The 16840-nt window shown below is 42.3% G+C and carries 7 protein-coding genes; 4 read left to right on the top strand and 3 right to left on the bottom strand.

Going from position 1 to position 16840, the window contains the following annotated elements; genetic code table 11:
* Nucleotides 1–124 precede the first annotated feature (124 nt).
* From V6R21_RS04070 to V6R21_RS04060, 3 genes are all read right to left on the bottom strand, one after another.
* Entirely contained in the window at nucleotides 125–2440 is a 2316-nt protein-coding gene (locus V6R21_RS04070; RefSeq protein WP_334241118.1) for a glycoside hydrolase family 3 N-terminal domain-containing protein, read from the bottom strand.
* 142 nt (nucleotides 2441–2582) lie between these two features.
* Nucleotides 2583–4658: a beta-galactosidase gene (locus V6R21_RS04065; RefSeq protein ID WP_334241116.1), complete on the bottom strand. Its 2076-nt coding sequence runs from the start codon at nucleotides 4656–4658 to the stop codon at nucleotides 2583–2585.
* A gap of 10 nt (nucleotides 4659–4668) precedes the next feature.
* Complete coding sequence (locus V6R21_RS04060) at nucleotides 4669–6816, bottom strand: glycoside hydrolase family 3 C-terminal domain-containing protein (RefSeq protein WP_334241113.1); 2148 nt, start codon at nucleotides 6814–6816, stop codon at nucleotides 4669–4671.
* A gap of 729 nt (nucleotides 6817–7545) precedes the next feature.
* Between V6R21_RS04060 and V6R21_RS04055 the strand changes: the two genes are divergently transcribed.
* The 4 genes from V6R21_RS04055 to V6R21_RS04040 all read left to right on the top strand — a co-directional run bounded on the left by V6R21_RS04055 (nucleotide 7546) and on the right by V6R21_RS04040 (nucleotide 16632).
* Nucleotides 7546–10710 (top strand): SusC/RagA family TonB-linked outer membrane protein, encoded by a 3165-nt coding sequence (locus tag V6R21_RS04055; protein WP_334241111.1) that lies wholly within the window; start codon nucleotides 7546–7548, stop codon nucleotides 10708–10710.
* A 13-nt stretch (nucleotides 10711–10723) separates the two neighbouring features.
* Nucleotides 10724–12322 carry a RagB/SusD family nutrient uptake outer membrane protein gene (locus V6R21_RS04050; RefSeq protein WP_334241110.1) on the top strand — a complete coding sequence of 533 codons (1599 nt, stop codon included), beginning with the start codon at nucleotides 10724–10726 and terminating at the stop codon, nucleotides 12320–12322.
* Nucleotides 12323–12343: 21 nt separating this feature from the next.
* On the top strand, nucleotides 12344–13720 hold the full coding sequence (locus V6R21_RS04045; protein WP_334241108.1) for a hypothetical protein: 1377 nt from the start codon (nucleotides 12344–12346) through the stop codon (nucleotides 13718–13720).
* A gap of 74 nt (nucleotides 13721–13794) precedes the next feature.
* Complete coding sequence (locus tag V6R21_RS04040; RefSeq protein ID WP_334241107.1) at nucleotides 13795–16632, top strand: TIM-barrel domain-containing protein; 2838 nt, start codon at nucleotides 13795–13797, stop codon at nucleotides 16630–16632.
* Nucleotides 16633–16840 lie beyond the last annotated feature (208 nt).

The raw sequence follows: 16840 nt of genomic DNA, 5'->3' as shown, positions 1-16840 counted from the left end.
GCAGATAGATGTATTGTAAGAAAAAAATAGAGGAAGGCATCGTTTGCTTGTGCAGAAAACAGATTACCTTCCTCCATATTATTTGATGAATTTAAATGTCCTTTCCTTAGAAAGGGTTTTCAAATTACAGTGAGTTAACCAACTCGAACTCTTCAGTCAGGTTGCCTACAGTTACCTTGAAAGTGCCTTCTTCCAGTACCGGCTTGTTTTCAAGTCCGATAAATGAAAGGTCTTTGGCAGGAATGCTGAATGTAACAGTTTTGCTCTCACCTGCTTTCAGTGCTACTTTCTGGAATGCTTTCAGTCTTTTCACTGAAGGAGTGATTGACGCAACAAGGTCAGTAGTGTAAAGTTGTACTACTTCCTTACCTTCTCTGTTTCCTGTGTTTGTCAGCTTAATGCTTACTTCCAGCTCACCATTTTTGTTGATTTCCTTCTGCGCCAATTTCAGATCGCTATATTCAAAAGTTGTATAGCTCAAACCGAAACCGAACTCATATTGAGGGTTGAAGAACGGATCAGTGTATTCGTTACCGTCATTATGTGCCAGATTCTCAGAGAACTTGTGGTAGTATGGTACCAGGTCATTCACGTTTCTAGGGTAAGTGTAAGGCAGTTTACCACTAGGGTTGGCATCACCGAACAGGATGTCAGCAATAGCTACACCACCTTCGTTGCCTGGAAGGAAAGCTTGTAAGATAGCATCCATCTCACCTTCAAAACCGTTGATGATTCTTGGTCTGCCTTCGTTCAGCAGCAATACTACTGGCGTTCCAGTTGAAGCAGCAGCTTGAGCCAGTCTAATTTGGTTTGATGAAAGTGTCAGGTCATTTAGGTCACCTGGCTTCTCAGTATAAGAGTTTTCACCAAGGCAAAGCAGGATTACATCAGCTTTGTCAGCTGCATCCAATACAGCGTTGATGTCAACAATCTCGTCTGTTTTGTAATCAGCACCTGCTACATATTGTACGCCTTGCTCAAACAGTACATTTTCAGTACCGATCTTAGCCTGAATAGCTTCGAGTACAGTTTGCTTGTCTTTAGCAAACTCATCTGTACGATCACCTTGCCAAGTGTAAGACCAACCACCATTCAGTGTACGCATGCTGTTTGCGTTTGGTCCAGTTACCAGTACTTTCGCTGTTTTGTTCAGTGGCAATACATTTTTGTTGTTTTTCAACAAGGTAATTGACTCTGTTGCAGCGTCTTTCGCAATGCCGATAAACTTGTCAGAACCAAAGTCTTTGTAATCAGCAAGATTTGTAACAGGGTTTTCAAACAGGCCCAGTTCGTATTTCAGTTTCAAAATACGGCGAACAGACAGGTCTATACGCTCTTCTGTAATAGTACCTTCTTTTACCAGCTCGATCAATAGGTCAGCAAATTCCACATCGTAAGGAACCATTGACATATCTACACCAGCCAAAACAGCCAGCTTTACCGCTTCCTTTTTGTCTTTTGCCACATGGTGACGCTCTACAAGGTTCCAGATGTCGTACCAGTCAGTTACCGCAACACCTTCAAAACCAAGCTCATCTCTCAGTAGGGTAGTCAGCAGCTTGTGACTTGCGTGAACAGGCACACCGTTTACCTCACCTGAGTTGATCATGATTGTTCTGGAGCCAGCATCAATGGCTTTCTTGAATGCAGGAACAAACAGTTCGTACATCATACGCTCTGGAATCCATGCTGGTGTACGGTCTTTACCACTCTGTGGGGCACCGTAACCGATGTAGTGCTTCAGGCAAGAAGCCACATGGTATTTGTCAAGTTGATCACCTTCAAAGCCTTTTACCATTGCCACGCCCATTTCAGAAGAAAGGTAAGGGTCCTCACCAAAACCTTCCCACTGGCGTGGCCATCTTGGGTCAATGCCCAAATCCAGTACAGGGCTGAAGTTCCAAGGAATGGAAGAAGCTCTTGTTTCGTAAGCACAAAGCTCAGCAGCCTGCTCTACAAGTTCAGTATTCCAAGTTGCAGCCAATCCCACTTGTTGAGGGAAAAGTGTAGAACCTGTTGTATAGTTGGTGCCGTGAATAGCGTCAATACCGTAGATGATTGGAATGCCCAAACGCGTTTGCTTGGTTGCCATCTCCTGCATTTTGGAGATCATCTCATTCCAACGTTCCTTGCTATGTGGCATGCCAGCGCAGTTCAGGATAGAACCTACTTTGTAGTCCACTATCATCTTGCGCATTTTCTCCTCATCCAATTGGTGAGGGGAAGCTACAGCAGTACCTTCTCCTACTGAGATGACTTCCAGCGTTACCTGTGTCATTTGTCCGACCTTTTCTTCCAAGGTCATTTTCTTGAGTAGTTTTTCCACCTTCTGATCAGTTTTATCTTTTGGTGGCATTTCAGGACTCTTCGACTGCATGCCCATCAGGGTGAACATGGCGCCCCCAACAGCTATTCCCAATGCCGTTTTTAATAGTTTCATTTTGTTGATGTTTGATGGTTAAAAAAGGGAAGAAGTGTGTCGCTTCCCAATCCTGTCAAAAATATGATATCTGTATATTGCCTATTGATAGTAGATGCTGTGACGAATTTACAAAAGGCGTTTAATATTATTTTTCTGAGAATTAATTTTCTTTCCAGACCGTTACACCTGCCGGTTCAATAGATTTTGACCCGATCAGGATTTTCGCTTCTGCTGGCAGCGGTAACTCGACTGTCTCTGATGAGTAGTTGACTGCGATATAGAAGCCGTTGCTCCAGTAGTGCAGGACACCCTCTGGATATTGGTCTACACTTACTTTTGCTTTTGCATAAGCCATTTCCATCACTGCTTTTTCCAGTAAGCCATCCTGTGAGTCAGCCCCGATGTACCAGACGTTACCTTTGCCAATCGTATGGCGAAGGATTGCTGCTTCACCTTTATAGAACTGGTCTGCATAAGCACCGATTACTTCAGTCCCTTTCGAAGGTTTGATCTGGTCCCCCCAAACACCCCAGTCGTAGGTTTGGTTGTTCAGTGCTACTTTACCTGTCTTGCCATAAGGCATCATGTCAAAAACCTGAATCTCACCTCCGATTAGCTCATTCATAATCGCAGAAAGGTTTCCTTCCCAAAGGTGATTGTTCTTGTCTTTAGCACCTGTACGACAGCTTATGATCAGGTTACCACCTTGTTTTACGTAGTCTTTCCATTTCTGTACCAGTACCTCATCTACCATTTCATAGGCAGGAACCACCATAAACGGATACTCAGAGAAGTCAGCCTTCTCATCCACAAATGTAACAGGAGCGCCAAAACTGTTCAGGATTCGGTGATACTTGTGTAGGTGTTCCCAGCTGTTCCATTTACCTGTTTGGCTTTGCTGGTTTAGGTTCCAGAAGTTATCATAGTTCCACATCACAGCCGTTTTTCTGTCTTGCCAAGCTTTTGGTAATTCAGCCTTGGCATCGTATTGTTTGCGGAGCATTTTTACTTCATTGATAAAGTCTACATACTCTTTACCACCCTGTGACAGGCTTACACCATCTGTTGTTACAATGCCTGAGTGATATTGCTCGGCTCCGTAGAGTACCTGACGGTAACGGTAAGTACATGCATAGTCACTGCCGCCTGCGAAGTTGTGCCACAGCCACATTCTTACAGTTCCAGAAAGCAGCAGGCTGTTTACAGAAGCCCAGTTTACTTGTCCGGGTTGCAGTTCCATTACGCCTGTAACACCAGAAAGAGATTTGTAATAGTCATTGGCATATAACAGTACATTGTGGTCTCCCAATCTGAATCCAAGGTCGCCAAGGTTGGTAGAGCCGTAGTTTGGATAAGCTGTAAAACTGGCAAAATCCAGTTTCTCTGTTCTGCTAGGGTCTGCACTGTAGCTTTTGGCTACGTAGTTGGTTGTGATAAATTGTTCTCTATTGATGTATTCACGCAATACTTCTGCCTGTAAGTCCAAAAATCTAGCTTGCTGGTCAGCTGTAAAGCGATTGAAGTCCAGTAATGCAATTGGGTTGACACCCCACCAGCCAACTTGTGTGGCATTGTGGATGGCAACACTTTCAAAACTGTTGTATGTCTGGCTCCAGAATAGGTTACCCCAAGCATGGTTCAATGCTTCAATGGTTCCGTATTTAGCTTTCAGCCATTCCTTGAATGCTGTTAGGGCAGCAGGGCTGTAATCAGCCTTACCTTCTGGCTCGTTGTCAATTTGCCAACCCATGATGGCAGGATTTTTCCCATACCTTTTGGCCATTTGTGTGACAATCGCTTTTGTCTCCGCAATTACTTTCGGGTGAGACAGCGACATATTTTCCCTTGTACCATGCTCCTTGCGCTGGTAATGGGCATCCATCACATAAATTTCAGGATACTTTTCGCCCATCCATTGTGGGGGACAAGGCGTTGGTGTACCCAAAATGACTTTAAGCCCATGTTTGTTTGCCAGATCAATTACCTCATCCAGCCATTTGAAATCATAATTGCCTTCCGTTGGCTCCATATTGGCCCAAGCAAACTCAGCCATATGGATAAACTCGAATCCATGATCTGCAATATTCTTGATATCTCTTTCCCACTGCGCCTTATCCCAATGTTCTGGATAATAATACACACCCACATTCATCATATCCTCTTTCTTGAAAAAGGATTGGGCCATAAGTTGACCTGTGAGTAACAGTAATAGTAATCCTATATACAGTTTTTTCATCTTCAGAAATTTACAGATTTGAAGTTGCTATGTTTGTCGTTTCTTTTAGTCTGATATCATCGGAAGAAGCGCCTACCAATATCTGAATAGGACCTTTTTCCAGTTCAAAAGTCTGTTCCGCCGTATTCCAGTACCTTAGGTATTTGTAGCTAACCGGAATTTCAACGGTTACTTTTTTACCTTTCTTGATGGTCTTGCGTGCAAATCCCATCAGCGACTTGTTTGGTCGCTCTACTTCTGATTGCGGATAACGGACATATACCTCTACTACCTCATCGCTATCAAATGCGCCAATATTCTCCACTGTTAGGCTTACTAAACAATGGTCATCGGAAGGCGTGATTTTCAGGTCGTCGTATTTGAATTCGGTATAGGACAAACCATAACCGAACGCATAAAGTGGATTCCCTTTAAAATACTGGTAAGTACTGCCGTTACGGATATTGTAATCCATCAGTTCAGGAAGGTCTTGTTCAGACATTGGCCAGGTTTGCACCAATTTGCCTGCAGGACTGTAAGCGCCAAATACCACTTCAGCCAAGGCATTACCCATTTCCTGACTGTTGTGTGTCATATGTAAAATGGCAGGAACATTTTGGTTAGACCAGTTGATTGCATAAGGGAAGCTACTCACCAATACCATTACCATTCTTGGATTCAGTTCATACAGGTCTTTTACCCATGCCTCATCTTCCAAAATGATTGACTTGCGGTCAACGGCTTCTTTGCCGTAGCTGTCACGGGTTACTTTAGCCCAACCTGCTTCTCCTGTCGGGTGATTACCGACACATGGAATGACAATGTCAGCCTGAGCTACTTTTAGTGAATCGGATTTTCGGTCGAAATTTTCAATCCATTCAATCTCTACCTGCTTGCCAGCAAATTTCTTTAAACCTTCCAGAATGGTAACAGAGTAGGGAGGCGTTCCGCTGTACCAGTCCAGTCGAACCTCATTGGCGATTGGACCTACCAAAACGATTTTGGATATGTTCTTTTTGTTAATTGGAAGGGTGTTGTTTTCGTTTTTTAGGAGTACAATTGATGCTTTTGTTGCTTCCAGTACTGCCTGCATGTGTTCATTTGTTTCCCAAGGGTGTTGTTTTTCGTTCAAACCGATCTTGGCATACGGGTTATCATCAGGATTATCCAGCATGCCCAATTTGATCATCACACGGAATACACCTCTTAGTACTTCGTCTATATCTTGTTCAGTAATGATTCCTTTCTCAATACCTTTTGCAATGGCTTCCTTATGGTCGTCCAAAAACTGGTTGATTCCTCTTTTTACCCCTGAAGATGCCCCATATGTAACATCGCTGAAATACTTGTGATCTGAAATCAACAACTTAAGTGCGCCACCATCAGTACAGATAATACCATCCTGCCCCCATTCTTCAATAGCCAGTGACTTGAGCAGGGGACTTACCATCATCGGTACCTGATTTACTTTGTTGTAGGCTGCCATAAAGGCTCTAGAACCACCTTCCTTGATACCCATTTCAAATGGTAAGGCGTAATATTCTCTCAAAAGGCGCTCATCAAAGTCAGAAGAGGAAAAAGTGCGGGTATCTTCGTTGCTGTTGGCAAGAAAATGTTTCATTAAAGCGGCAGTTTGCCAGTATTTTGGATGATCTCCTTGCAAGCCTCTGATCATGGAGGCTGTCATTTTGCCATTGAAAAAGGCATCCTCACCGTAGCACTCCTCATTTCTACCCCAACGGATATCTCTTCCAATGTCAGCATTAGGTGCTCTGACAACAAGTCCTCCTCTTTGGAATTCAGGAGACTGCAATAGGTATCTTGCCTCATACCCTTCAACCTCTCCCATTTTTTTGAGGAGCAGTGTATCCCATGTTTGGGCCATACCGATGGCTTGTGGAAATGTAGTGGTCGGAATAGGATTGTCTTTTCCCCAATTACCTGGTTCTCCCATTGCTACACCATGAAGACCTTCTATATGATCTGTTCCCCTAACATTGAGCCTACTCACTGTGGGGTTTGTTCCTAGACAATGAATTTTTTCTTCCAATGTCATGGAGGATAGAAGGGATGTTATCCGCTGTTCAGTTGTTTGTGTTTGGTCTTGAAAGTCGTACTTCTGAGCAGAAGCCTGAAGAATAAACGTATAGGTTACAAAAAAGAGTATCAGTTTTCTCATGTGTTGCCTTGCTAGTTTAGAAGTTTTGGTTGCTTACAAGGGCTTTTTATTCCCTTTGTGCATTTGGTGATTTCTGTTAACTCATTTTCAAGGGAATAAAGCTTATATTTGTACCCTTTTATAGCTGTCACCTTGTTTTGCTCAAAAATCCGATATATAGCGGAAACCAAATGGTTAAATTGATAACAATAAGTGTTTAAATGAACCTTATTCATTTTCAATGCCTCTATTTGATACTTTTTCGCTGATTTTATCGGGTTTGCTAGGCTTGTGAATTCACAAGAAGATGTGGCTTGCTGTGCAAGTTTGAGTAGGTATAAAAAATGCCATTCGTTTTGAGCCAATCAAATGTATCCAAAGACAGGGTTTAGGTAATAAGTGTTCAAAAGCGTAATAAAATTACCCTTTGCTGGATACCTTCAAATAGTGTCAATGGCACATATGATATGTATCAAATCGTCACTTCAGTTATTTACAATTATTGTTAGGTATGTTTTAAAATAAGTGCGTAAATGTTGGTTTATATGTTGATTTTGTGGGTTTATTTTAAAAATGTCATAATGTTTCGATCATTTTAACACTCGTTAAATCCTACTTTTTTTTCATAAAGTATCATTTCGACACATATTGTTAACATTTTCGCCACTCCTCTTTAAGGGTGAGTTTTACATTTGCCATACACACTTGGGGGTTTAAGTGTGAACTCTTATTTATGTAAAACCAATAAATATGAAGCACAAAGACAAAATTGATTTTGGGGAGTACAGATTTAGCTTCTCTAGATCGCACTTCTATCTTTTAATATTTCTCTTTGTTGTGAGTACTACTACAGTATTTGGACAAACAGGAGGAATGATTAAAGGTGTAGTTGTTTCGGAAATGGATGGTTCTCCTTTACCGGGTGCCAATGTTCTAATCAAAGGAACCGTAACGGGAACGTTGACTGACTTTGATGGGAAATTTGCGATACAAGCAAAAGAAGGAGAGACACTGGTTGTTTCTTTCGTAGGGCATGTTTCTCAGGAAGTCCTTCTAACCGGACAGTCACAAGTCAAAGTTGCTTTGTCAGAAGATGCTGCTGAACTGGAAGAAATTGTTGTTGTGGGATATGGTGTTCAGAAGAAGAAACTTTTGACAGGTGCAACAGGCCAGGTAAAAGGTGAAACTATATCAAAGTTAAGTACAGCGAACCCGCTGGACGCAATGCAAGGACAAACTCCGGGTGTTAATATTACTGCTACATCAGGTCAGCCTGGTGAGTCAATGAAAGTAAACATCAGGGGTGTTGGTACCATTGGTAATTCACAGCCACTTTATATTGTAGATGGTGTACAGACAGGAGACATCTCTTATCTAAATGCTGCAGATATCGAGTCATTTGACGTATTGAAGGATGCTGCTTCTGCTGCTATCTATGGTTCTCAGGCTGCCAATGGTGTAGTACTGATTACTACTAAGAAAGGTAAAGAAGGTTCTATGAATGTGACTTTCGATACTTATTATGGTGTTCAGCAGCCAGCGGGAAAGGTTGACTTGCTAAATGGTAAAGAGTATGCAGTGATCATGAATGAAGCTGCCATCAACTCTGGTAAAGCGCCAATCTTTACGAGTGAGCAGATTGCTTCAATGGGTGAAGGAACAGATTGGTTAGATCAAATGATCTATAACAACGCTGTGACGGAAAACTATGTATTGGGTCTTAATGGTGGTAACCAAACATCAGTATACTCAATGTCACTGTCTTATACAGGACAGGAAGGTATCATGGGTGGACCTGAAGTATCAGACTACGAACGTTACTCGTTGCGTATAAATACAGACCACAAAGTGCTGGGAGATATTGTTAAGATCGGTCAGAACCTGACTTTCTCTCACTCTACAAGAAGAGGGGTATCAGTAGGAGATCAATACAACAACTCATTGAGAGGTGCTTTCAATACAAGCCCATTCTTGCCTGTATATGATGATAATGGTAATTACATGAGCAACCTAGCAGGTGTAATGTATCAGGGAGAAGAATGGAGTCCTTGGTTTCCCGGTGAATCCAATCCATTTGCTTCTATGATGTTGAACAATCAAGGTAAGAATACAGAAGCGAAGTTATTGGGTAATGTATTCGTTGAGGTGAATCCACTTGATGGGTTGAAGTTTACTTCTCGTATAGGCTTTGATTACTACTATACTTCGAGTCGTTATTACAAACCTGAATATGAACTGTCAATCTATGATAGAAGAATCAATAATAGTGTTTCACAAGCATTAGGACAAGGCTTAGCTTGGACTTGGGATAACTTTGCTCAGTATGACATGAGATTCGGCAAAAGTGACCTTAGCCTGATGGCTGGTGTAACTGCTTATGAGAATACAGGTCAATCATTGAGTATAACCAATACAGACATGATCTTTAATGATTACGACCATGCTTGGATTAATAATACTACTAATCAAGATTATGCCCAACTGACTTATGATGGTTCTCCAAATGATCCTGAAAATAGATTATCCTATTATGGAAGGCTGAACTATACCTATAATGAGAAGTACCTGTTCAATACCACTTTCCGTGCGGATGGTTCTTCAAGGTTTGCTAATGTAAATCAATGGGGATACTTCCCTTCAGTTTCAGCAGGTTGGATTGTTTCTGCTGAAGACTTTATGTCATTCACAGAGCCCTTTATGGATTTCTTTAAGTTGAGAGCCAGCTGGGGACAGGTGGGTAACCAAAGTATTGAAGCATGGCAATTCTTAGCTCCTATAAGTATTGGCAATAGTAATTACTATTTCGGCTCAGAAGATTTCAATGCTTCCGGTAATGCAATTGGCGCGTATCCTAGCCGTCTCGGTAACCCTGATGTACGTTGGGAAACCTCAGAGCAAACCAATATTGGTTTTGATGCTGACTTCCTTAAAGGTAAGCTTTCAACAACGTTTGACTGGTATAATAAGACAACTAAAGATTGGTTATTGGAAAGACCAGGTTATGCAACAGATGGTGCAGATGCTCCTGTCTTTAATGGAGGTAATGTTATCAACAAAGGTATTGAGATTGGTTTGAACTGGTCTGATCAGGTAGGTGAGTTGAAGTATAGCATTGGAGCTAATATTACCAAGAACAAGAATAAAGTTACTGATGTGCCAACGGATGATGGTATTGTTCCTGGTTTGGAAAACGTGTTGTATGACAATGCAGGACAATTCTATCGTAGAGCGCAAACAGGTCTGCCTATTGGTTACTTCTGGGGATTGCAAACTGATGGAATCTTCCAGAACGAAGCAGAAGTAGCAAGTTATACAGGTCCTGAAGGCAGCTTGATTCAGCCAAATGCACAACCAGGTGACCTACGCTATATTGACGTAAACAATGATGGTGTAATTGATGATAACGATAAGGTAAACCTAGGCGACCCTAACCCTGATTATACGTTTAGCTTCACGTTATCCGCAGAATACAAAGGGTTTGACTTCTCTGTATTGGCATACGGTGTAGCGGGTAATCAGATTGTCCAGTCATACAGAAACCATGCAAATGGCTATTCGAACTATACAACTGAAATCCTAGACAGGTGGCACGGTGAGGGAACCTCTAATACAATACCTCGAGTAACACAAACGAACGTGAACTACGTTCAGTTCTCAGATATTTTTGTGAAAGATGGCGATTTCTTGAGAATCAACAACATCACGCTAGGTTATGATTTCAAGCACCTTGTTTCTAATGGTTTCTTCAAGCGTTTGAGACTGTATGCAACAGTTCAAAATCCATTTGTATTCACTAACTACAATGGTATGGACCCTGAAGTTGGATATGGCCTTCAAGGAGGATCATCAGGTGTCGATTTAGGTTTCTACCCTCGCCCTAAAACTTATCTAGTTGGTGCAAATATTAACTTCTAAGGAAAGAAATATCATGAAAAAAGTAATTAGATATATGTCCTTTGTGGGTTTGCTGATGGCTGGTGGATGTTCAGGTTTTCTGGATGGTGAGCCGCTAACGCAAATAACGGACGAAAACTTTTATCAAACTAAAGCTGATGCTGAGATGGCAATTGTTGGTTGCTATGATGGAATGCAACAGCTTTATTCAAGTGGAGTTGCATTTCCAACTGCTTCAGAAGTGTTTTCAGACAACTGTTTTGGAGGAGTAGGAAACAACGATGCTTACAACTATCAGGTGTTGGATGAGTTTGATCTCCAGCGTTCACCAGGAGAAGTCAACATCTTCGACGAGAACTGGAAAAATTACTACAAGGCAATTTACCGCTCCAATGCCCTGCTCCAGAAAATGGACCAGATCGATTGGGAAGGTGATGAAACTGCAAAAGTAGAGACAGAAGCTGAAGCAAGGTTCCTTCGTGCTTACGCTTATTTTGATATGGTTCGTCTATGGGAGCGAGTTCCTTTGGTACTTGAACCAGTGAACGGTAACATCCCGCAGTCTGAATCAGATTCAACTTATAAAGCCATTACGGAAGACCTTCTTTTTGCGGCTGAGTTTGGTAGTGAAACAGTAAGTCCAGGAAAAGTTAACCGTTTTGTGGCTAAAGCATATTTAGCTAAAGTATTCTTGTTTTACACAGGTTACTATGGTAAGTCTGACTTGGTTGGTTTGGTAAGTAAGGAAGAGGTTTTGACGGGTCTTGAAGAGGTAATCAGTAGTGGTAACTACCAACTGATAGCAGACTTTAAAGACTTGTGGCCTGCTGCCTCTTCATATACTTCTGCGTCAGGAGAGGAGTTGCAAACTACCTATGCAGGTAAAGACAATGCAGAAACTGTTTTTGCAATAAAGTATAACATTACTTCAGATTACGATGGCAACACAGACGGTAACCACTGGTTGGTAATGTTGGGACTTCGTGATGCAAAATCGAAATCATATAGCCCTTATGGAAAAGGTTGGGGTGCATGTACTGTAAACCCTAAACTTTATAACTCATATGCAACAAATGATAACAGAAGAGATGCTTCTATCATTGCTATTGAGGAAGAAGGATTGGACTTTGATGTTTCTGATCAGCGTGAATACAGTGGTTATACCAATAAAAAATATACACCACTTGCCAACCCTGATGGTACTGATGTAGCAGAAGCTAATGGTGCTGTAAACTTCCAGATTGGACAGTTCCAGGACTATGTAGTGATGCGTTATGCAGATGTATTGCTGATGGCAGCCGAGCTGGGAAGCGCTAATGCGCAAGACTACCTTGATCAGGTAAGAGGACGTGCTGGTTTGGGTTCAGTTGCAGCTACAAATGAAAACATTCTTCGTGAGCGTATGTGGGAGTTCGCATTTGAAGGTATCCGTTACTGGGATTTGCTTCGCCAAGGTGTTGAGGTAGCAGCAGCTACTGTCAATCAGGTAATCACACTGCAAGATGGTGGGGTTGACACTGAAAAGACGATTAAGGCAAGCAACCTGATTGAAACTCGTGGTCTTCAGATGATTCCTCAGAATCAGATCACGAGATCAGGGGGTGTACTTACTCAAAATGAAGGTTGGAAGTAATAACTTTTTAATCGAAGAATTATGAAAAGAAATATAAATAGATGGTCACTCCTGCTGCTTACTATCATCGGTTTTTGGAGTTGCCAACCTGAAGAATATGATTTGGGAAATATGATGTCAAAGGAAGATTTGAAATTTTCCATTGTATCAAATCCTGAAGATCCCAATATGGTGATCCTGTCAAGTGAAACACCAAATGCTGCGCCACTTTGGATTACGCCTTTAGGACGTTCCACAAGAGTAGAAGATACCGTAAAACTGGCATTTCCGGGTGAATACCAATTTGTATACGGTGTGATGAGTGAAGGTGGTTACGTGGCTGCTGACACATTTAGCCTTGAAATTACAACAACCAACTTTGATTACCTGAAAGACCCAATGTGGGAGCTGTTGTCAGGTGGTGTTGGTAATGAAAAGGTATGGTACCTTGATCTGGATGCTGATGCTAACCTGAAGTACTTCAACGGTCCATTGTACTATGCTGGCCTTGATTATGGTTGGGATAATGAATGTTATGGTGATGCTGATTGCTGGGTATGGGAAGCTGGGTATGACGGTAGCTGGATGATGCCTGCGGGTGACTATGGTTCTATGACATTTAGCCTTAAAGGACAACCATCTGTAACCGTAGACCACAATATGCTAGGGAAAGTAGAGACAGGTGTTTACTTCCTGGATACTGATGCCAAAACGCTGCAACTGACAGATGCTGGCATCCTTCATGGTGAGCCTAATGACGGTAATGTGGTAGACTGGGGTAAAACTAAAGTAATCTCTATCTCTGAGAATGCTATGCAATTGGCAGTGACACGTGACCCTGCATTGTCAGGTGAAGGTGCAGCATTGTTGATTTACAACTTTATCTCAAAGGATTATGCTGAGAACTGGACACCTGCTGGTGATCCTGATATCGAAGTGGATCTAGGTGGTGACAGCGTTGAAGATGCATTGGGTACTTCAAACAGCAAGAAGTGGGTGTTGAGCAAGGAAACACCATTTGACTGGGCTAGCCTGACAGGAGAATTGCTGAACGGCTTTACAGCAGTTGAAGACTACCCTGATTGGGCTGGTTACACTGCAGCAGATCAGGATGGTATTGCACCTTGCCAGGTTGAGTTCTTCAACGACGGTGTAGTGAAAGTTACAGACAATGCTGGTGTTGTAACTGAAGGAACATTTGAAGTAGATGCAAGTACAAATATCGTAACGTTTAATGAGGTTACACCTGCCTTCAACATTGGTTCATGGGTAGTAGCTACTACTACAGTGGACAATGAGTGGAGAATTGTCAAAACGCAGACAGCTGGTGAGGTAGTGACTGATATCTGGTTCGGTAAGCGTGACCCAGATAAAGCAGAATATATGGTATTCCACTTTGTGCTGGAAGGACAAGAGTAATTTATCATGAAGCATGCCCTCAAAAAAAGGGGGCATGCCTCTAGCAAACAATTTCAACCATTTAAGCTTAAGAAATGAAAAAGTGGCTTATATATTCAATCGTGTTCCTAACAGTATTTTCTTCTTGTAAGAAAAGCTTCAAGGCAGATGGGAATGCATTGACTTTCGATATTGAAGGGGCTGATCAGGTGAAGAAAGTGCGTTTGACACTCCTGCAAGATGATATTGTAAAAGTGGAGGCAACAGCAAATGCTAATTTCGATCAGACAAAAAGTTTGACTGAGGCAGAGCAGCCTTCAAAGTTTAAAGATTTTGAAGTAACTGAGCATTCATCTGAATGGGCAATCAAAACAGATGCTTTGCAGGTTACAGTAAATAAAAAGTCAGGAGCAGTCGCTTACTTCAACGCAGATGGTAGTGAGATCATCAAGGAGAAAGCGGTTGAGGGAAGAACATTCTCTCCTGTTACTGTGGACAGTGTAGCTGCTTACGAGCTTCGTCAGCAGTTTGACTCTCCAGCAGATGAGGCCCTTTATGGATTGGGTCAGCATCAGGCTAATGAAATGAACTACAAAGGAAAGAACGAGGAGCTTTTCCAATACAACACGAAGGTGTCTGTACCGTTTGTAGTATCAACTAAAAAATATGGTATCCTTTGGGATAACTATTCTCTGAGCCGTTTCGGTGATGCAAGACCATATGCGCAGATCAATACATTGAAGCTGTATGACAAGGCAGGAAATCCAGGTGGTTTGGATGCTTCTTACCGTGAGCATGGTAACAACAAGCATGTATTTATTGAGCGTAAGGAAAGCACAATTGACTACGAAAACCTTGAGACTGTTGAGAACTTCCCTAAAGGTGTGGATTTCAACAATGCCATCATCACATGGGAAGGTGCCATTGAAGCAGATGAGACTGGTGAATTCAAGTTCCTTTGCTACTATGCAGGTTACACAAAGCTTTGGGTAGATGGCGAGCTTCAGTTTGACAAATGGAGAACAGCTTGGAACCCTTCTGTTGCCAAGTTCAGCGTACAGATGGAAAAAGGTAAGAAACACAACATCAAGCTGGAGTGGATCCCTGATGGCGGTATCTCTTACATTGGTTTGAAAGTCCTTTCTCCAGTAGACAAGAAGGAGCAGGAAAGACTGTCTTTCTTCTCTGAAATGGGACAGGATATCCGTTACTACTTTATGAAAGGTGAGTCAATGGATGAAGTGATCGGACAGTACCGTACTATCACAGGTAAGGCACAGGTAATGCCGAAATGGTCAATGGGCTTCTGGCAAAGCCGTGAGCGTTACAAGACGCAAGACGAGTTGCTAGGTGCACTGAAAGAATTTAGAAAGCGTCAAATTCCAATCGATAACATCGTACTAGACTGGTCTTACTGGCCACAAGATGCTTGGGGTAGCCACGACTTTGACCTTGACCGTTTCCCTGATGCAAAGGCAATGATTGACGAAGTTCATGAGAACAATGCCAATATCATGGTGTCTGTATGGCCTAAGTTCTACGAGTCAACAGAGCATTACAAGCAGTTCGACGAGAAAGGCTGGATGTACAAAAGAGCGATCGATGATAACGTGAAAGACTGGATTGCACAGGGTTATGTAGGTTCATTCTACGATGCTTACAGTGAAGGCGCTAGAAAACTGTTCTGGGAGCAGATCAAGGAGAAACTTTATACAAAAGGATTTGATGCATGGTGGATGGATGCTTCTGAGCCAGATATCCTTTCAAATGCAAGCGTTCAATACCGTAAAGACCTGATGAACCCGACTGCAATGGGATCATCTACCCAGTACTTCAATGCTTATGCACTGATGAATGCGAAAGGTATTTACGAAGGTCAGCGTAGCGTAGATAATGACGAGCGTGTATTTATTCTGACAAGATCAGGTTTTGCAGGTCTTCAGAAATACGGTGCGGTAACTTGGAGTGGTGATATTGGAACACGTTGGGAAGATATGGAAGCTCAAATCTCAGCAGGTATCAACTTTGCAATGTCAGGTCTTCCTTACTGGACAATGGACGTAGGTGGATTCTGTGTTGAGAAAAGATACGAGAGAGCGACTGAAGGCAGCGAAGATATGAGAGAGTGGAGAGAGTTGAACACGCGTTGGTTCCAGTTCGGTGCATTTGTACCTCTTTTCAGAGTGCACGGTCAGTACCCATTCAGAGAGGTGTACAACATTGCCCCTGAAGGTCACCCAGCATACGAGTCAATCGTGAAATACAACAAGCTGCGTTACCGCCTGATGCCTTATATCTACTCATTGGCAGGTTGGACGCACTTCAAGGATTACACAATCATGCGTGGTTTGGCAATGGACTTTACTGAAGACAAGAATGTGTACAACATCGGTGACCAGTTTATGTTTGGCCCTTCACTAATGGCTTGTCCAGTATATGAGTACAAGGCTCGTGAAAGAGAAGTATACTTCCCTGCTGGCAATGGCTGGTATGATGCACACACAGGTGAGTTTATCAAAGGTGGACAGAAGAAAGTGGTCAATGCTCCTTACGAGGAAATGCCGTTGTTCGTAAAAGCAGGTTCAATTGTTCCTACAGGTGTTGATATCCAGTATACAAGCGAAAAACCTGATGCGCCTGTTACCTTGCTGGTTTACACTGGTGCGGATGCTACTTTTGAGTTGTATGAGGATGAAGGTACTAACTACAACTACGAAAAAGGTAACTATACAATGATTCCAATGGAGTGGTCTGAAGCTGACCAGACACTGACAATCAAGGCTCGTCAAGGTGCATTTGATGGCATGGTGAAAGACCGTGAGTTCAGAGTAGTGGTAGTTGACAAGAACAATCCTGTTGATATTGCTCAGAAATCATTCTCATTCGAGTCAGTGAAATATGCTGGCGAAGAAGTGAAGGTTTCGCTTAAATAATTTCTCTTAAAATAATCATCCCGTTGCGTTGTTATGTGCCTGAATGTTGGTCATATAACAATGTGGTGAAAGTGAATCTTGGGTGTTTATTATCTGATGGTGGTGGATTCGTTTCCGCCATCATCACTATTGTGGTTTTGATTGGCAAGGCAGTGCCGTCTTTGTCCAGAGCCGAGGGTGTCCTTTTCAAGACATGACTACCTTCACA

This window comes from Limibacter armeniacum (assembly GCF_036880985.1).
Classification (GTDB): Bacteria; Bacteroidota; Bacteroidia; order Cytophagales; family Flammeovirgaceae; genus Limibacter; species Limibacter armeniacum.
This window is presented reverse-complemented; position numbering and strand designations above follow the sequence as displayed.

Coding starts and splice junctions, on each gene's coding strand:
- V6R21_RS04070 (WP_334241118.1), bottom strand. CDS start 2,440: ATGAAACTATTAAAAACGGCATTGGGAATAGCTGTTGGGGGCGCCATG.
- V6R21_RS04065 (WP_334241116.1), bottom strand. CDS start 4,658: ATGAAAAAACTGTATATAGGATTACTATTACTGTTACTCACAGGTCAA.
- V6R21_RS04060 (WP_334241113.1), bottom strand. CDS start 6,816: ATGAGAAAACTGATACTCTTTTTTGTAACCTATACGTTTATTCTTCAG.
- V6R21_RS04055 (WP_334241111.1), top strand. CDS start 7,546: ATGAAGCACAAAGACAAAATTGATTTTGGGGAGTACAGATTTAGCTTC.
- V6R21_RS04050 (WP_334241110.1), top strand. CDS start 10,724: ATGAAAAAAGTAATTAGATATATGTCCTTTGTGGGTTTGCTGATGGCT.
- V6R21_RS04045 (WP_334241108.1), top strand. CDS start 12,344: ATGAAAAGAAATATAAATAGATGGTCACTCCTGCTGCTTACTATCATC.
- V6R21_RS04040 (WP_334241107.1), top strand. CDS start 13,795: ATGAAAAAGTGGCTTATATATTCAATCGTGTTCCTAACAGTATTTTCT.